Origin of the sequence: Thermosediminibacter oceani DSM 16646 (assembly GCF_000144645.1) — a bacterium.
Lineage (GTDB): Bacteria > Bacillota > Thermosediminibacteria > Thermosediminibacterales > Thermosediminibacteraceae > Thermosediminibacter > Thermosediminibacter oceani.
Map to the genome: position 1 here is coordinate 1,487,093 of NC_014377.1, position 17,391 is coordinate 1,504,483.

Annotated in this window: 16 protein-coding genes; 5 read left to right on the forward strand and 11 right to left on the reverse strand. The window is 44.3% G+C overall.

The genetic code is table 11. From position 1 onward, the window contains the following. Nucleotides 1–11 precede the first annotated feature (11 nt). Nucleotides 12–881, forward strand: a complete 870-nt coding sequence (locus TOCE_RS07630; protein WP_013276294.1) for a DUF4438 domain-containing protein — start codon at nucleotides 12–14, stop codon at nucleotides 879–881. A gap of 369 nt (nucleotides 882–1,250) precedes the next feature. Here TOCE_RS07630 and TOCE_RS11665 read toward each other — a convergent pair whose 3' ends face one another. The 3 genes from TOCE_RS11665 to TOCE_RS07645 all read right to left on the reverse strand — a co-directional run bounded on the left by TOCE_RS11665 (nucleotide 1,251) and on the right by TOCE_RS07645 (nucleotide 3,247). Then, a complete protein-coding gene (locus TOCE_RS11665) occupies nucleotides 1,251–1,757 on the reverse strand; it encodes an ABC transporter permease (protein ID WP_049817911.1) in 507 nt (168 codons plus the stop codon). Nucleotides 1,758–1,786: 29 nt separating this feature from the next. After that, nucleotides 1,787–2,494, reverse strand: coding sequence for an ABC transporter ATP-binding protein (locus TOCE_RS07640; RefSeq protein WP_245523116.1), 708 nt, complete (start codon nucleotides 2,492–2,494; stop codon nucleotides 1,787–1,789). 117 nt (nucleotides 2,495–2,611) lie between these two features. After that, on the reverse strand, nucleotides 2,612–3,247 hold the full coding sequence (locus tag TOCE_RS07645) for a TetR/AcrR family transcriptional regulator (protein ID WP_013276295.1): 636 nt from the start codon (nucleotides 3,245–3,247) through the stop codon (nucleotides 2,612–2,614). A 195-nt stretch (nucleotides 3,248–3,442) separates the two neighbouring features. On the opposite strand from TOCE_RS07645, the gene TOCE_RS07650 reads away from it, so the two are divergent. Next, nucleotides 3,443–4,423, forward strand: a complete 981-nt coding sequence (locus tag TOCE_RS07650; protein WP_013276296.1) for a polyprenyl synthetase family protein — start codon at nucleotides 3,443–3,445, stop codon at nucleotides 4,421–4,423. Here TOCE_RS07650 and TOCE_RS07655 read toward each other — a convergent pair whose 3' ends face one another. Beyond that, nucleotides 4,424–5,482: a tetraprenyl-beta-curcumene synthase family protein gene (locus TOCE_RS07655; RefSeq protein WP_013276297.1), complete on the reverse strand. Its 1,059-nt coding sequence runs from the start codon at nucleotides 5,480–5,482 to the stop codon at nucleotides 4,424–4,426. It abuts the gene before it with no gap. A 157-nt stretch (nucleotides 5,483–5,639) separates the two neighbouring features. On the opposite strand from TOCE_RS07655, the gene TOCE_RS07660 reads away from it, so the two are divergent. From TOCE_RS07660 to TOCE_RS12775, 3 genes are all read left to right on the forward strand, one after another. Beyond that, nucleotides 5,640–7,826 (forward strand): alkaline phosphatase family protein, encoded by a 2,187-nt coding sequence (locus TOCE_RS07660; protein ID WP_013276298.1) that lies wholly within the window; start codon nucleotides 5,640–5,642, stop codon nucleotides 7,824–7,826. 1 nt (nucleotide 7,827) lies between these two features. Continuing rightward, nucleotides 7,828–8,943, forward strand: a complete 1,116-nt coding sequence (locus TOCE_RS11670) for a glycosyltransferase family 4 protein (RefSeq protein WP_013276299.1) — start codon at nucleotides 7,828–7,830, stop codon at nucleotides 8,941–8,943. A gap of 338 nt (nucleotides 8,944–9,281) precedes the next feature. After that, on the forward strand, nucleotides 9,282–9,410 hold the full coding sequence (locus TOCE_RS12775; protein WP_281054634.1) for a hypothetical protein: 129 nt from the start codon (nucleotides 9,282–9,284) through the stop codon (nucleotides 9,408–9,410). On the opposite strand, the gene TOCE_RS07675 is transcribed toward TOCE_RS12775, so the two are convergent. From TOCE_RS07675 to TOCE_RS07700, 7 genes are all read right to left on the reverse strand, one after another. Then, nucleotides 9,405–11,033, reverse strand: coding sequence for a putative manganese-dependent inorganic diphosphatase (locus TOCE_RS07675; RefSeq protein ID WP_013276300.1), 1,629 nt, complete (start codon nucleotides 11,031–11,033; stop codon nucleotides 9,405–9,407). The two genes, TOCE_RS12775 and TOCE_RS07675, sit on opposite strands and share 6 nt — an antisense overlap. Before the next feature lie 70 nt (nucleotides 11,034–11,103). After that, the gene (locus TOCE_RS11955) at nucleotides 11,104–11,250 is read right to left on the reverse strand and encodes an OadG-related small transporter subunit (RefSeq protein ID WP_013276301.1); all 147 of its coding nucleotides are present in this window, start codon (nucleotides 11,248–11,250) and stop codon (nucleotides 11,104–11,106) included. An 18-nt stretch (nucleotides 11,251–11,268) separates the two neighbouring features. Further along, a complete protein-coding gene (locus tag TOCE_RS07680) occupies nucleotides 11,269–12,372 on the reverse strand; it encodes a sodium ion-translocating decarboxylase subunit beta (protein ID WP_013276302.1) in 1,104 nt (367 codons plus the stop codon). A gap of 200 nt (nucleotides 12,373–12,572) precedes the next feature. After that, nucleotides 12,573–13,994 carry a S41 family peptidase gene (locus TOCE_RS07685; protein ID WP_013276303.1) on the reverse strand — a complete coding sequence of 474 codons (1,422 nt, stop codon included), beginning with the start codon at nucleotides 13,992–13,994 and terminating at the stop codon, nucleotides 12,573–12,575. Between the two features lie 28 nt (nucleotides 13,995–14,022). Continuing rightward, nucleotides 14,023–15,687, reverse strand: a complete 1,665-nt coding sequence (gene ubiB / locus TOCE_RS07690) for a 2-polyprenylphenol 6-hydroxylase (protein ID WP_013276304.1) — start codon at nucleotides 15,685–15,687, stop codon at nucleotides 14,023–14,025. A 245-nt stretch (nucleotides 15,688–15,932) separates the two neighbouring features. Continuing rightward, nucleotides 15,933–16,868 carry a TDT family transporter gene (locus TOCE_RS07695; protein WP_013276305.1) on the reverse strand — a complete coding sequence of 312 codons (936 nt, stop codon included), beginning with the start codon at nucleotides 16,866–16,868 and terminating at the stop codon, nucleotides 15,933–15,935. 14 nt (nucleotides 16,869–16,882) lie between these two features. Further along, nucleotides 16,883–17,359 carry a C-GCAxxG-C-C family protein gene (locus TOCE_RS07700; RefSeq protein WP_013276306.1) on the reverse strand — a complete coding sequence of 159 codons (477 nt, stop codon included), beginning with the start codon at nucleotides 17,357–17,359 and terminating at the stop codon, nucleotides 16,883–16,885. Between the last annotated feature and the right edge of the window lie 32 nt (nucleotides 17,360–17,391).

Genomic DNA, 17,391 nt, shown 5'->3' on the forward strand with positions numbered 1-17,391 from the left:
GAGGTGTAGAAATGTTAAGGACCAACATCGAAAAAACGGTAATTCAATCGGTTCAGGGAAAAATCCATCATCCCGTTGCCGCATCACCTTTTAGGATAGGATATGACGGAAGCGTAAATATACTGCCGGCTACCGGAGGCATTACATACAACGTAAGCCTCGGCGACTCCGCTTTCGGATTGTCCGGCGACCACATAGAACCGGGCGTTTCAATAAGAAACGAAGATAAAAACGAAAACAACGCCCTTATGATGCTGTCATGCATAGGAAATGAGGCGAGGGTAGTAACCGGCGACGCAAAAGGTGCAAAAGGGGTTGTTATAGGAAAACACGGAGGAATCGAGCATGTCATCCTCCAATTCAAAAAAGAAGACATGGAAAAAATGGCGGTAGATGATAAAATACTCATCAAAGCCTGGGGACAGGGGCTAAAACTTCTCGACTACCCCGAAATCGTGGTAATGAACATCGATCCCCGCCTGTTCTTAAAAATACCTATAATTGAAGAAAACGGCATACTTAAAGTCCCAGTTGTCGCCGAAGCCCCGGCACACCTCATGGGTTCCGGCCTTGGCGCGGCAACAGCTTTCAGCGGAGACTATGATATAATGACCGGCGACAAAGACGAAATCCAAAACCTCGGCCTTGACCGGTTAAGGTTCGGCGATTTGGTTTTACTCAAAGACTGCGATAACACTTACGGAAGAGGTTATCTAAAAGGAGCCGTAACCATCGGCGTAGTAATACACAGCGACTGCGTCAAGATGGGTCACGGACCGGGTATCACCACCATCATGACATGCAAAACAGCCAAAATTAAAGGAATAATAGATAAAAACGCCAATATAATGAATTATATCGATTATTTGGATTTGGAATAGGTTTTTCTGCCAATAAAAAAATCTTTTCAGGCAAGCACCGCTTTTTGGCTGTGTATCCAAAAATCGGTGCTTTTTTTCCTTATAATAGCCTTTATGTATGATCGGTGTATTTCCACCATATTATCGTCAATGCATAGCAAACTATACAAGTAAAGGCCAATATCAAATAACTCCATATATTCAATAGACTTTTAAACTCGCCGAGAGCACCGCTGTATAAACCGGGAATTAACCATGGAAAATAATATCGTATATTGGTAATCGCGATAAACTGATCCAAAATCAAAGTTAACACTAAAAAACCTAAAGGTGCTAAATAACCTTTACTCCACAATGCAAAAAAAGAAATCGGTGTACCTAAGGCCATAGCTAATAGAGCGGTGATAAAATAGGTCTTGAGGCTTTCATAGAAAACTCCATGCTCCCAACCGTTAAGTTCAATGCTCTCCCTATTAAAAGTCCCAAAATTAAATTAGAGATTGTTAGGCCAGAGCACCAGACAAAATAAACAAAAAATTTCGCATTTAATATCTTATCACGAGAAACCGGCAATGAGAGTAAATCCCTCACCGTTCTGTCCACGTACTCCCTTCCAAAGATATAACTTGCAACAAAACCGAATACTATTATTCCTCCAAATCCCACTACTTGCGATAAAAAAGAAAAATAAGAATTCCAATCGGCAGAAAAAGTCAGTATAGCGGCTTTAGCACTTATAATTCCTAATTTATGAGTTAATATTGGGTTTTGCAAAATTATTATTATAAGGCAACCCATAATGGGCCCCAAAGCAAAAGCAGCAAAACTAACCCATATTGCGTTCGAGTGCTTTAGTTTCAATAGTTCCGCAATAAATGCTCTTTTTAGCCCCTTCATACATTAACCCTCCTCGTTGCTTATGGTTCTTATGAAGAAGGATTCCAAATCCTCTTCAAAAACATATAAGGTTCTTGGAGGCAAACCGGCATTAACCAACCTTTACAAATAATTTCAGGATTACTTATTGCTTTGTAATCGTATATTTCAATCATACCTTCATCATTAATACTTGAAAAAATACTATTATTTAGCAATTCTACAGCTTTCATATTATCACGAGTTTCTACTATTAATTTCTTTAAAACCTGTTGCTCTAATTGTTCCGATTCTAATTCTTTAATAAGCCTGCCCTTATGTATTATGCCGATTTTTGTGGCCAATTTAGCAATCTCGCTTAAGATATGACTGGAAATAAAAATAGTGGTTCCTCGTTTAGAAAGCTCTACAAGTATCTGCCGAATCTCTATAATCCCCGCTGGATCCAATCCATTCATAGGTTCGTCTAAAATGAGTAGTTTGGGTTCATGCATTAACGCTTTTGCTAATCCCAATCGCTGTAAATTGCCCAACGATAGATATTTGGCCTTAGTATTTCGATAATCCGAGAGCTTTAATCTTTCAATAACGTTGTCTATTAACTTGTTATCGGTTAATTTTCTTAAATGAAGATACACTTCAAGGTTTTCTCTAACCGTAAGGTTAGGATATGAATGAGTGGTTTCGACTAAGTATCCCACATTATTCCCAAACAGCAACACAGTCCCCTGTGTTGGCTTTATCATTCCGAGTAACATTCGTATCGCAGCAGTTTTTCCGGCGCCATTTAACCCTAAGAAACCATATATTTCTCCAGGTCCTTTTTAAATGAAATATTATTAACCGCAATCAAATTCCTAAATTTTTTTGTCAAATTATGCACCTCGATTACTTTCATTTTTCAATCCTCCATTCCAATTGTCATTCCCCTTAAATATCTGTTCTGCCAATCCCGTAACCAACAGCTTTATAGCTTCGTGATAGTATTCACCTATTTGTTTTTCATACAATGCTGTAACAAAAATCGCTCTTAAAGCTGCCGAAATAGTATCGATATTGCCACACTCCTCGATTTCCAATACTTTTAACAGGTTTTTTATAAATATAGAATCAAAAGAGTGATGTTTTTTAATCACTTCATCCGGCAGCTTTCTCAAAATAATCTCCATTTCATTGCTTTGGATAAGATTAATCAAAGAAGAATTTTTTACGAGCATAAGAGCTTTAAAAATAGCATCAATAAATTTGGTTTTAGGGTCAGAATCTTTTTTAGACAGATTTTCCATTAATTGACTGAATATTGCGTTCTGAATCTTTTCTACAACTTCAAAAAATAACATATCTTTTGAACTGTAGAATATATAAAACGCTCCCTTTGAAATTCCTGCCATTTTAGTGAGATGTTCAACGCTGGTTTTCTTAACTCCATATTTTTGCAAACAATCTTCAGCTGCGGCTATTAATCTACTCTTAATTAGAGTTTTTTCTTTTTCAGAAAACGCAGCAGGCATTATATGTGCCTCCTTTAAAATATATGACCATTTTATATTTATGGTCATATTGTATCATTTTTCGTATAAAATATCAACGAATAACTTGCACTGCCGGGTATCACAACAATATAACCTGCGAATCAACTGTATAAAAAAATCAGGCCGGGATAAAAATATCCTTAAACAACGATAATAAAAGATTGGAGCAGAACCATGATTTCTACCGTGAATCCCAACCTAGATGATATCCCTCAGATATCTAAGGAAATGAAGCTCATTGAAAATGAATTAATGCGGGTCATCGAGGAAGGCGATGAATCGATCCGCGGTATACTGAAAGACTTCTTTGCCGGTGGAAAGCGGCTCAGGCCCAAGCTGGTACTGCTTTCAGGACTTTGCTTTTCTCCTGTAAACACGAAAATGATCTATTCGGCCGTAGCCGCTGAACTAATACATACCGCTTCCCTGATACACGATGACGTGATAGACCGGTCGGATTACAGACGGAACCGCCCCACGATAAATTACGTTTACGGCAACCATACGGCAGTCCTTGCCGGCGACTACATATTCGCTAAAGCTTTTGAAGTGCTCTGCAGACAGAACCTGAATCGGTGTATGGGGTACTTGGTCGAGGCCATCCAGGAGATGTGCACGGGCGAGATCATACAGGCTCGTGAGAGTCCGGACTTAACGGTTGATGAAGATCGCTATTTTAGAACCATAGAGAAAAAAACGGCATCGCTCATCGCAGCCTGCTGCAAATCAGGCGCCGACTGCGGTAAAGCCGATGAGGTGCAGATAGAAAAAATGGGACTTTTCGGCCTCTATCTGGGTTACGCTTTCCAGATAGTCGACGACATCCTGGATATAACCGGCGATACAAGCGAGATGGGGAAGCCCGTAGCTCACGACTTGGAAGAGGGAAAAATAACCCTTCCCTATATATACTTTTTGCGGGACAGGGTGTGGGAGGCAAAATACCGGTATACCCTGATGGAAAGAAACCTTGCGACAGATATGAAGTACCAGATTATCCGTGATCTCAAGCATTCGGGTGCCATCACGAAAGCATATGCAAAGGCCGAAGAATGCGTTAAAAAGGCCAAAGAAATCTTAAACGAACTCCCTGATTCGATTTATAAGCAAATACTGGCGGACCTTTCCGAGAAGGTAATGTTAAGAAAAAGATAATCAAAGCCTGGCTGTTTTTCTAAGCCTGCAACAAAAGCCGTGCATCAGCTTGGCATAAAATCCGCAGCGGTTTAAAAGCTCCGCCGTTAAGGGCTCGCGCCCGCCGGTAAAGGCTTTTGGGTCCGAGAGGTACATGGCCATGAGGCCGTCCACGACCGTGGTATGAAAATTTGGGTATCTTAATTTTGCCGATTCTTCCAGGGAATTTTGGTAAAACAGCTTCAACCGTTCTAAACACTTTATCCTGTTTTGGTAGTAACTAACGAAATTAAGGTCGCCGCCATCCTTATCCTCATCCAGGTCGATGTAGTAGTCTAGCAGGATATGCAGGCCGCAGATCCAGGGAAAATACGATTGAAATATTTTCCAGGCCTCAAGGTTATCCAGTTCCGGATCGGCAGCCGCCGCTACTAACATAAAAATTCCCAGCGTAGAACCGGCGGCTGCGGAAAACTCCCACCCGCTGATTTCGGGGAAGTAATCCAGGTAGTTGCTGAACCAACCGGCCATTCTGCACTCCCTGATTTCCGGCGCCAGGTGTTTGTATACCTGCAGATCCGAGTAAAGCCTTGCCAGAAAGAGAATCTTCTCCCTTATTACAGTATAAGAGGGCAGAGTGGATATAAATTTTTTGCACTCGCTGACCAATAACGTAAGGTACCCGCCATCGTTTCTGTAAGGGTAATACTTGTAATAATCGTTGTAACTCTCCCCCGGAAGCAGGGCATCGATCATGGCCAGGTGAAGCTGCCTGAAAGCCTTTTCTTCCATGACTCCCGCCCTATCGCACAAATTGTCCAGGTAATCGCTAATGGTCTGGTACGACACTATGAAATGCACCATGTCCTTTTGCGAAACACCGGGGTACAGAGCGTATACGCTGCCGCCCTGACAGTGGAACTTCTTTTCCTTTATGCTCTCCAGTGCCTGATGGCTTAACACCGGATCCGGAATTCTTTCTGCGAGAGTCGTATATTTTTTTAATTCCGCATCAACCAGCGGGAATATTCTGTTCACAAACTTGTATAGAAGGCTGAAACGATAAAAGCACTCCTTCAAAGTTACAGCCCCCCGACAGGTGATATTCTATTTCCTAGTATTTACCATTACAGGATTAAATATGATTTGTTTTTAAAACTTTACAGCAGAATCATAAAAAAGAAGTTTTAATTCAATAATATAAACTGTAAAATCAAGACTCAGGAGAGTGTTTCCAATGTTGAAAAGACAGGTCGCTTTTTTCCTCCTAATATTTACTCTTCTGTTTTTTTCATCCCCCGTCGCCGCGGATACCGGTGCTTCCCACCGGTTGGCTGTAATGATCGTTCTCGACCGTATAAACCTTGAGGACCTGAACGGTGATTATCCCAACATACGCGGACTTATGGACCGGGGCGTCGCTGGCCTAATGAACATAAGGACTGCTAGGAATTACGATCCAGCCAGCAGCTACCTTACTCTCGGAGCGGGAACCAGAGCCCATGCCGGCGGCAAAGGCAAAAAAGCTCTGATGGCCTTCGAAGCGTATGAAACGTCAGACGCAGGCAGCGCCTTTGAAATGTACACCGGTGTTACCGCTGCCAAAAGTGATATCGTTCAGCTAGATATTCCTGCCATAATTTCGGAAAACAAAAAACAGGATCACGAGATAATACCGGGACTTCTGGGGGAGCTTTTAAAAAACAACGGTATACCCGTATCAATCCTGGGTAACGCGGATACGCCTTTGGAAAAAAACAGGCTTGCGGCACTAATAGCAATGGATACTAGTGGTGTAGTAAACTCGGGGTATGTGGGGAGTGATATCAACAAAAAAGATAGCAAAAGCCCTTTTTTCGTAAAAACCGACTATGAAAAACTTTACGCAAAGTTTATTGAATTAAAAGCAAAAGGCGGCCTTATAGTAATCCATCTGGGCGATACCGTCAGAGCTAACGACTGTATTAACCTCGTCACTCCGAAAATGTACGAATACCACCGTAAAAAGGCCCTGAAGGATGCAGATGAATTCATCGGAAGGGTGGCAGCGGCTTTGGACCTAAAAAAAGACCTGTTGATGATCGTGACGCCCTTCCCATCCCACCAGGGGTATTCTGAACGTAAGCTACTCACTCCGTTCATAGCGGCCGGCCCCAAGATGGACCCGGGCCTTGCGCGATCCGCCACCACCCGCCGTCCCGGTATAATCTCCAATATTGACATAGCTCCAACTGTACTTGATTTTTTCCGGATCCCGGTGCCGGCGGTTATGCTGGGCAATCCCATAGAAAGTATAGATTTTTCAGGGGCCTACAATTTCCTCCTCGATACCAACCGTAAAGCGGTTAATACATATATTCAGAGGGCTTATCTTATAAAGCCGTATGTAGCCATGCAGATAGCTGTCTCCATAGCATTTCTGCTTTTAATTTATTTTAAAAAGAACTGGCTTGCTTTCGCAAAGCCCTTTATCCTTGCAAATATGGCGGTACCGCTGGTTTTCCTTGTACTTCCGTTACTCCCGGGGGAAACTTTATTTTACAGGTACGCCTGGACCTTTATCATCTCTACGGCAGTAGCGTCAATCGGCATGAGATTTAAAAGTACCCTTGGCGCTATTACTTTTATAAGCCTGCTCACCGCATCGGCAATAACCGCCGACCTGTTATCCGGTGCACGGCTTTTAGGAACTTCGGTATTGGGACATGACCCTATAGCGGGTGCCCGCTATTACGGCCTTGGTAACGAATACGAGGGCGTACTCATAGGATCTACGACCATCGGTATTACCGCCATGCTTGACGAAATTAAAATTAAAAATCGCCTTACGTCGCTCGCAGTTAGCCTTTTCGTTTTCGGCTCGGTCTTTTATCTCATATCATCCCCGTTTTTTGGCAGCAATGTGGGTGGAGCCATCAGCGCTTACGGAGCCTTTTTGACCACTCTGCTTTTGCTCTCCGGCTCGAGGCTTAACCTGAAGACCTTCGGAGGCATTGGCGCCGGGATGGCGCTCATGCTGGCACTGTTGTTTTTCTTGGCAACCGTAGTAGGACCTCCCAGTCATATCAGCCAGACGGTGGCCTTGGTGAAAGAAAATGGAATCAATCCTGTATTCTCCATCGCAACGCGTAAACTCTCTATGAACTACAGGCTGTTTAAGTACACACCTTGGACTCGGGTATTGATCACAACCATTGCGGTCATAATTTCCCTTTCCTTTAGACCCCCCGATACCATGAAAAAAATATTTAGTAGGTACCAACAACTTTACGCCGGATTTGCCGGCGCCAGCATCGGTTGCATTCTGGGGTTTATTTTCAACGATTCGGGCATCGTAGCAGCAGGAACCATGGCGATTTTTCTGGGGTTGCCGGTTTTGCTGCTGATAGCCGAAGAAATAACAGTTCACCGGCAGGTCGATTGAAATGCAGAAGATAAAACTCCTAGAACTGGTCCGGGACTCCGAAGGTGGCATGAAGCGCCACGTGGAACAGCTCCTTTGGGGTCTCGATAAAGCTAAATTCGACATATTCCTCGCCCTTTCGGACGACAACCCGGATACCTGGAATCTGGAGAAATTAAACGTAAAAGTCCACAGCATTAAACTGGGGGACCGTCGAAGCCCCATAGCGGTGGCAAGATCCCTCTTCGACATCGTCAGGCTTCTCAAAAAAGAAGGGATTGAAATAATTCACGCCCACGGGTTGGCCGCGGCTATAATCGGCACTACTGCCGCCCTCGCCGCCGGTACCCCCTTCATCGTAACAACGGTTCACAATTTCCCGAAGGAAAATTTTATAAACCGCGCTGCCGGACATTTGTTGAGGCGCAATCACAAAATTATAACCGTGTCGCACCGTATGGCCCGAGAGATCAGCAGGATGTGGGCAATTCCCACGGAAAAAATCGAAGTTATATACAACGGCATAGATCCGCATCTTATAGCAAAATACACCGGAAGCAACGGTGAATGCCGGCAAAAACCCGTTGCGATTCTGAACATATCCCGTCTCATCCCGGACAAGGGAGTTGACGTATTTCTTAAGGCCTGCGCCATCCTGGTCGAGAGGCTTTCCAACGACGGTATAGAGGTAGTCTTTTATATAGCCGGTAACGGCCCTCTCGAACGGGAGTTAAAAAATTTAGTATCGAACCTGAGACTGGAAGGAAGGGTGAATTTCCTGGGGTTCTGCCGGGATATATACCGCATAATGCAAAATTCGGATATGCTGGTGCTCTCCTCGCGCAGCGAGGGTTTGAGCCTTTCACTGCTGGAAGCCATGGCCATGGGAAAACCGGTCATAGCCACCGACGTTGGAGGAAATCCGGAAATAATAAGACACGGAGTAACCGGCATGCTGGTGCCGCCCGACAACCCCCGTGCCCTTGCTGAAGCCATGGAATACGTTATAAAAAACCCCGGTGATGCGGAAAAAATGGCCCGTACAGCCTGCCGAACGGTAATGGAACGCTACACCCATGAGCACATGATAGAGGCCGTGCAGAATCTTTTAATTTCCTTGGTAAATCAAAGTGGATAGAACTTTGTTAATCCTCCCTGAAGGGCGTAAAACATTCCCGATTGTCCGTAACGGGCATTATTTGATTTATGAAAATATTTTTTTAAGACATCGTGTTACGTTTTCTTTATTATATGTTACTCATAAAGTTTTCAAGGTGGTATGTATAATGCAAGATAAAATCAAAGACATCGTTGCCGCGGGCCTTTTTACGCGATACGGTATTTCCTCATGTTGAAGACAAGCAAAAATGCGTAAAAAAAACCGCCTCCCTGTTGAATCCGGGAGGCAGGCTGGTTATATGTCATTCGGAAAGCCGGGAAAAAATTAACGCCGTTCACCGGTCGGCAGGCTCACCCGTGTCCCATCATCTTCTCCCGCTCGCGGACGAGGTAGCCTGCTACATGAAGCAAGCCGATCTTGAAGTAATACATTCGATCGACAATGAGGGCATATATGCAGTCATCGGTTTCCTGCCCGAATCATGAAAGAGAATTTATAGCTGATATGATCCTCGGGATAACCTGCTTTTTTCTGGAAACAACACCGGGCAGTAAGAAGCTGTATCCAGCAAAATCCACACCGAAAGCCTTTTTAATTAGTTCATCATGATTACCCTCAAACAGACACTCGGAAGATTCATTGATTATATCCGTCAGCATAAGGAGCAGGAAGTCGTACTCCCTGTCGGCCCTCAGTTTTTCCATGAATTGTATCAGGCGGTTTTTGAGGGGTTCCGAGGCATTACTAAAAGTATTCACCTGGCTTACGCCAAATTTGAAGTCTCCTACTTTAAACTCTTTAAAATCGGTAAAAAATATCTCTTCTTCGGTTTTCCCCTCCAGAGATGTCCCCGCCTCAAACATTGCCCTTCCGAATTTTTCAATTTCTATACCGGCTATGCCGGCGAGTTTTTTTGCCGCTCTTACGTCTTCGTCGGTACACGTGGGCGATTTAAATATGAGGGTATCCGATAATATGGCAGCGCACATCAGGCCTGCTATTTCTTTTGATGGCACAAGGTTCTTTTCTTCATAGCATCTTAAAATTATAGTCGCAGTGCAGCCTACGGGCCGGTTTGTGAATACGATGGGTTGTTCGGTCTCAAGACCCCCTAATCTGTGGTGGTCTATGATTTCCAGGATATTCGCCTGTTCGATTCCTTCTGCAGACTGAGACTTTTCATTATGGTCAACTAGTATTACGTTTTTTCTGGGATAATCCTTTATGTGGTGCCTTGCCAGCATACCCACGGGCCTCTTCCGGCCGTCCAGAACAGGGAAGCTTCTGTACGCGTACTTCTGCATTGTTTCCTTAACATCATTAATCGTATCTTCCAAACTAAAAGTGACTAGATCCTGGGTTTTCATGCTGTACTGAACGGGTATGCTCTGATTTATCAATTTCATGGCATCAAACGTATCGCAAGGCGCTTTTATCACCGTTACGCCGTTCGCTTTAGCGGCCCTTAATACATCGTCCGTTACCTCATGGCTCCCTGTGACTACAAGGATTTTTATTCCGCCTTTGACAGCCATGAGTTGAACATCTTTCCTATTGCCAGCTATCAATATATCGCATTCTTTTATGCGGCTTTGGATATCGTCTATCTGCATGTCCGCCACAAAAATATTCCCGCTGAATACCTCTTCTTTCAAGACGAGAACTTCGCCTTTCAAGGTTTCTGCAATATTTTTTACAGGTACTTTATATTGGGAAAAATCTAATGAAGATTCTAAGTAGGTCTTTGAAATGTCCCCCAGCGTAGCAAGGCCCAGAAATTTACCATCGTCATCCACTATGTTTATCGTCCCGGCGTTATGCTTAATCATCATTTCCCTGGCCTGAAAGATTGAAGCATCTTTATTTACATTTACTGGCTCATCAAACTGTATATCGGATACTTGTGTGTAAACATTTTCTATAAGCCGGGGAACGGTTACGCCGAAATAGTCCAGAACATATTGCGTTTCTCTGCTGACCGCGCCTAATCTAGCGGGAATGTAATTGTGGCCTTTTTCAGTGAGATTTTTGAAATCACTGTATGCAATTGCAGAACAAATTGAATCGGTGTCCGGATTTTTATGTCCGAATATATATACGTCGCCCATAACTTACCCCTATTTCTCTTAACTTTTTTACATTATTATACTCCAAACACAGAGAATGTCAAGATCAGAGTCAGTTTCGGGCATCCGCCGGGATTTTATTATCTCGCGGAAAGAGTTTTATCATTAATTTTATCATAACATAAAAGAGTGATATAGCGGTAAATACGCCGGCCATGCCTATTACCATCAACCGTAATGTCTCAAAAAAAACCTCCAACGGAATTCCTCCTTTATCTTATTTTACCAGTGTAAGGATTAAACCGCCCGCTATAATGGAGCCTAACTGTCCCGCCACGTTAGCACCTACTGCCTGCATCAGCACAAAGTTTGACGGATCTTCCTGCTGTGCCAATTTCTGAATAACTCTGGCGGACATGGGAAACGCAGATATACCCGCTGCTCCGACCATGGGATTTATTTTATTTTTGAGGAAAAGGTTGAGGATTTTTGCGAATATGACACCGCCGGCGGTATCAAAGATAAACGCCACCAGGCCCATAGCTATAATCAGCAATGTCGAGGGGTTTAAGAACTGTTCTGCGGTCATTGTTGAACCAATGGTAATTCCAAGAAGAAGCGTAACAAGATTTGCCAGTTCGTTCTGGGCCGCTTTGGAAAGCCTGTCCAAAACACCGCATACACGAATTAAATTGCCGAACATTAAGGAACCGACGAGGGCCACGCTTACGGGAGCAACTATTCCTGCTATGATGGTAATGACTATGGGGAAGAGAATCAAAACCGTTTTTGAAATTTTTACGTTAAACTCCGGTTTCATACGAATTTTTCTCTCAGCCGAAGTTGTCAGCAATTTGATAACCGGCGGCTGAATGATGGGAACCAGGGACATATAGGAATAGGCCGCTACCGAAATAGGGGCCAGTAAATGCCGTGCGAATTTGGTAGCCACGTAAATCGAAGTGGGACCGTCAGCCGCACCTATTATTCCAATAGATGCCGCCTCTTTAAGATCAAATCCAAATAAAGCCGCCATGGCCATGGTAAAGAATATGCCGAACTGGGCCGCAGCACCGAAGAAAAGCATGAAGGGTTGCTGCAGAAGGGGAGTAAAGTCGATCATGGCTCCCACGGCGATAAATATCAACACGGGAAATAGTTCTGTCAGTATTCCTGCTTTAAATAGTAATGTCAAAAAACCTTCATCGCCTATTGCCGAAGAAAAAGGGATGTTAGCCAGAATTGCACCGAAGCCAATGGGCAGCAAAAGCATTGGTTCGTACTCTTTTTTAATAGCTAGATAAATAAGAACACCACCGATTAAAAACATTATGACCTGAGATAGTTTTAAAGATAGAATGCCGTACAATAGTTGATCCATTCTCCGTCCTCCTTAGCTACATGTTCATACTGCATACATTATACAATTTAACTGTTATCAGAGCAAACTTAACTAAAATCAGTTTATGGTCATAATTATAGTTTTTCTTGATATTTCATTTTCTTTTACTGCCCAAGGAGCATTTCATGAATTTATAATTTTAGCCGAATTTCAAAGCTTTAATATACCGCGTTATTATTTTATACAGCTCTTTTTGTTTTTTCAGTTAAAAGTCCCTTTAAGACTTCAAGAGCCTTCTTGAGTTGTAGATCCTCGCGAGACTTAAGCGCCTCATTCACGGCCCCATCAAGAGCTTCCAGCAGTTTTTCGTCGGCAATTCCGTTTACTGGGAATCCTTTTTTAGCCTGAAAATCTTCTACCGCCTTTTTGGTCCTTTGCTCGAATACGCCGTCGGGTTCACCATTAAACAGGCCGAGGAACCGCAGGTGCTGCTGAAGTCCCATAACATCAAGGCCTATGCAGCCGTACTTAAGAGGCCTCGTGGACTTAAGCGGCACGAAATCTTTTGTGGGGTCGGAGGTATCCTGCTTTACTTCTATATCCGGTACGATGCCGGTCTCGTTTATATCAATCCCGCTGGGCGTGACGTATCTGGCGATGGTAAGTTTTATGCCTCCTAAACTCCCCAGGTTGATAAGCTGCTGCACGGTTGCCTTGCCAAAGGTCCTCTCACCCACTATTACTCCGGCTTTTCTGTCTTTTATGGCTCCGGCCAGTATCTCCGATGCACTGGCAGAACCCCCGTTAACAAGCACCACGAGCTTGAAGGGAGAAGGGGCCGAATCGGAGTAATAAGCCCTGGTATTACCGTTTTTGGAGATAACCTTTACTATGAGCCCTTTGGGCACAAAACGCCTGGCGGTTTCAACGGCCTGATCCAGAAGCCCGCCGGGATTGTTGCGGAGGTCCAGTACCAATCCTCTGACACCGCTGTTTTTGAAAGCCGCCAGTGCCTTGTCTATGTTTTCTGCGGTATTTTCGTTGAATTCGCTGATTTTTATGTACCCGATGCCCTTTTCCAGAATTCTGTATTCTATCGGGTTTACCCTAATTATTTCCCGGGTTATATCGAACTTCAAAATCTGCTTTTCGCCTTCTCTAAGAATCCCTACGCTAACTTTCGTGCCTTCATTGCCCCTTAACAGCTCCGCCACTTCCGAAGTGGTTAATTTGGTCACGTCCTTCCCATCGATTTCCACTATCCTGTCTCCGGGCTTTATTCCTTTCCTTGCCGCGGGAGAGCCTTCCAGCACAGAAACCACGGTAGTAAAGCCGTCCTTTGTCGTTATAACGATACCTATTCCGCCGAAATTTCCGCTGGTCGACCGTTCAAATTCCTTCAGTTCTTCGGGCGAAAAATACTCCGAATACGGATCGTTCAGAGAATCGACCATGCCGCGTAAGGCTCCTTGAATCAGCTGCAGCCTGTCCACATCGCCGGCGTAGTTTTGTTCGATGAAATCGGAGAGCTTCATCAGGAGATCTACTTCTGGAGGAATGTCTTGCTGACCACCGGCAGCCAGCACTTCGGGAGAAAAGATATTGAACACGAGAACGGCAACCAGTAAAGCCTGAATCAATTTAAATCTTCTTTTATTCATACCCCTTCCTCCAACTATAAAAATTCACTCACATTATACCCGTCTTTATTATGGAAATCAATAGGCCGAACCCCAGTACCCCTGCCAGGACGAAACCCAATATCCCCATAATGGGAAAGCCCTGAAGGTGGGGACCGGCGTTGGAGCGGATTATCAGTGATGTTCCGATTATCAGCGCCGCAACTATCATGCTGAACACCAGCCTGTTGGTCATACGGTTAAGCTCGAAGGCGAACTTTTCGAGGCCATTGTACTCAAAATCTATCTTTATGCTTTCCCTCTTTACTTTGTCGTATATTTCACCTATCAGGTCAGGTAAAAGTAGAAGAGACCTGGCCGCTTCACCCAAATTAGCCCTGAGAACTCTGGCCATGTATGGGAGGCTGTACCGTTCTTTCATCAGCTGCTTCACAAAGGGCCCGGCTATTTTTATAAAATCGAACTCCGGGTAAAGCTGCCTTCCAATGCCGTCGATCGTCAATATAGCCTTGGAAAGCAGTGCGAACCCCGGAGGTATCTTTATACCATACCTGTTCGCCGTGGCAAAAATTTCGTTAAGGAGTCCCGTCATGTTTATTTCTTTTAAGGTTCTGCCGTAATACCGTTCCAGCATGTCCTGGACGTCCAGCTGCAGTTCCCCGATATTGCATTGTCTGCCGGCATCTCCGATATCGAGGAGGATATCGACGATTCTCTCTTCATCTCTTTTTACTACATTTTTTATAAGATCGGCCATTTTATACCTGGTGTAACGGTCTATCCTGCCCATCATCCCGAAATCTATGAAGGCTATCCTGCCGTCCGGCCGTACCAATATATTGCCCGGGTGCGGGTCGGCGTGGAAGAATCCATGCGCGAAAATTTGCTTTAAAATTGCCCTGGCACCCTTTTCCGCTATCTTCTTTCTGGAAATTCCCATCTCCTCAATCTTATCAAGTTGGTCCACTCTGACACCGCTCACGTATTCTATCGTAAGAACCCTGCGGGTTGTAAACTCCCAGAAAACCCTGGGGACATAAACGCTATAGTCCCCCTCAAAGTTTCGCCTGAACCTCTCCACATTCCAGCCTTCCCGGGTAAAGTCCAGTTCCCTCTGCAGAGCATGGGCAAATTCCTCCACCAGCCCCACCGGATCGTATATGCGGCTTTCCGGGATATGTCTTTCGGCGAGCCTGGCCAGGCTTTGCAGTATATCCAGGTCTGCTTTAATAACCCGTTCTATCCCCGGTCTCTGCACCTTCACCACAACGCTCTGCCCGCTTTTCAAAACAGCCCTGTGGACCTGGGCTATAGAAGCTGCCGCAAAAGGCTGAGGTTCAAAAGATGAAAATACTTCCTCAATCCTTATCCCCAGCTCCCTCTCCACCTGCTCCTTTATCCTGTCGAACCCGACGCCGGGAATCCTATCGTGCAGCTTTTTAATCTCCTCTATGTAATCGGGTGGTATCACGTCGGGCCTGGTGGCCAGAATCTGGCCTAACTTTACGAAAGTCGGCCCCAGCTCTTCAAGCATCAACCTGACCCTTTCGGGAGCGGTCAATCTCCTGACTTTCCGGTACTTGTCCCCGCTTATCAGGCGGGCAAGTCCGATCCTTTCCAGCAGATATCCAAAGCCGTACTTCACGATTACGTTGATTATCTCCCTGTACCTTCTGGCGTGAAGGTAGATGGCATTGTGCTGGGTGAGCCGCAAATACAAAACCTCCTCAATCGCGTTCCATCAGCTAATATGTTAGCACCATGATCCGGAAAATTCAATTTTATGTTTTACAAATAAAAAACACCCGAGCCCGTTTAAAAGCATATCCGGGCAGGAGTGTTTCACATTTTATAGCCGAAGCTTCTCTATAAATCTCGTTACCCATGGTTACGGGCCCTTCTTTACTTTCGCAAACGCCACAGTTTTCCTGGATTTATTATTCCCCGAAAAAGCGGATTTTAATTTAAAAGCATTCGATCATCCGGTTTCAGTAGGAAAATGGCGTATCTTATCAACACATAAAGGACCATTCCAATTGCCCAAAGCTCTGCAAATTTGGTTAAATACATAAAAAGCGGAATTGTCTTTCCCGTTTTTGTTAAAAAAGCGTATGTGCCTTTCATTGCAACGGCGGTAATGACAAATGGAAATGTTAAGGCCGAATAGCTGGGATAGAATTTTAACTTCAGTATTTTAGGAATATACAGCATCACTGAAATATACATAACCAGCGATAATATGCTTAAAAACGCGACCATAGCCATATTTTTTTGCTGGAAAGAATTCAAATAACCAGCCAGGCACAGACTCGCCGGGGCTGAAAAAATAGCAATGGTTGGCACAGCCGGTTCCGGTATTCCTTTTATTACTACAACCCTGTATATTATTAGCGGCAGTAAAATTAAATAAGATGTGAAGCCGAACCAGAATAGGAATCGGCCAAAGTTTGTCATCCCAAATACCGGGGCAGTCACGCTGCCGCAGACGATACCTACGTAGACAATAAAGAAGCTTGGAAAAACTTTTTTAATATTAAAGTTGAAGATATATTTTTTAGTAAAATAAAGCATCAGTACGGCGTGTAAAGATAAGCCGAGAAGCCATAAGCAGTAAGCCGCCGTATAAAAATAGGGTTTCATATACGTGGATAAAATCATCAAACTCATGGAAAACGTGGGCATGACGCCGGCAACCACAGGATTTTCGAAGCCCTCTGCCAAGGATTTCGGCACGGTACACATTTTTACAACGAGCAAAAACATTATAACAGCAGACAAAACGCCAAAAATATTTCTATATACTTCTCCGTAGGACAAAACCAGGTTGCCCGCTGCTGCTAAAGCCAGCATCAACCCGGCTATCGGAATAGGTGCTTTGTTGATAATCATTTTCATATTTACCACCGCGCTTATCCTATTCCTCCCATGTTAATTTTTTGTGCAATTTCCGGATCTTCCAGCAACTTTTCAGCAACCCATGCGGCGACTTCGCCTGTTATTTTAATACAGTGGGCTTTTCTTTCGGGACTGTTAAAATCGTAATTTCTCACAAGGACGCGGCAGCATGTGCTTTTATACATACTTTTGATATGGTCGTGCAGCCCAGCGGACATTTGAAACATTTTTTCGTTCATGGGTTCACCGTGCTTCCTCCCGTAAGCCATGCCAAGGGCCATGGTGCCACCACTGACGGCTCCGCAGAGGCACCCCGACCTGCCAATGCCTATCGGAAAACCGGATGCCATTTTTACAACTTCCTCAGGAAACGGCCAGCCGAGCAACTCATTGATGGTGTGTACCACGGCTTCCGAACAAAAAAATTCTCCGCGAGCAAAATAACCCTCGGCCTTCTTGCGAATTGATTCAATTAATGCGCTTTTCTCCACGAAAATTTTCCTCCAATCTTTTTAATATTGAC

Coding starts and splice junctions, on each gene's coding strand:
- TOCE_RS07660 (WP_013276298.1), top strand. CDS start 5,640: ATGTTGAAAAGACAGGTCGCTTTTTTCCTCCTAATATTTACTCTTCTG.
- TOCE_RS07685 (WP_013276303.1), bottom strand. CDS start 13,994: ATGAATAAAAGAAGATTTAAATTGATTCAGGCTTTACTGGTTGCCGTT.
- TOCE_RS11665 (WP_049817911.1), bottom strand. CDS start 1,757: ATGAAGGGGCTAAAAAGAGCATTTATTGCGGAACTATTGAAACTAAAG.
- TOCE_RS07650 (WP_013276296.1), top strand. CDS start 3,443: ATGATTTCTACCGTGAATCCCAACCTAGATGATATCCCTCAGATATCT.
- TOCE_RS07695 (WP_013276305.1), bottom strand. CDS start 16,868: ATGAAAATGATTATCAACAAAGCACCTATTCCGATAGCCGGGTTGATG.
- TOCE_RS07640 (WP_245523116.1), bottom strand. CDS start 2,494: ATGTTACTCGGAATGATAAAGCCAACACAGGGGACTGTGTTGCTGTTT.
- TOCE_RS07675 (WP_013276300.1), bottom strand. CDS start 11,033: ATGGGCGACGTATATATATTCGGACATAAAAATCCGGACACCGATTCA.
- TOCE_RS07680 (WP_013276302.1), bottom strand. CDS start 12,372: ATGGATCAACTATTGTACGGCATTCTATCTTTAAAACTATCTCAGGTC.
- TOCE_RS07630 (WP_013276294.1), top strand. CDS start 12: ATGTTAAGGACCAACATCGAAAAAACGGTAATTCAATCGGTTCAGGGA.
- TOCE_RS11670 (WP_013276299.1), top strand. CDS start 7,828: ATGCAGAAGATAAAACTCCTAGAACTGGTCCGGGACTCCGAAGGTGGC.
- TOCE_RS07645 (WP_013276295.1), bottom strand. CDS start 3,247: ATGCCTGCTGCGTTTTCTGAAAAAGAAAAAACTCTAATTAAGAGTAGA.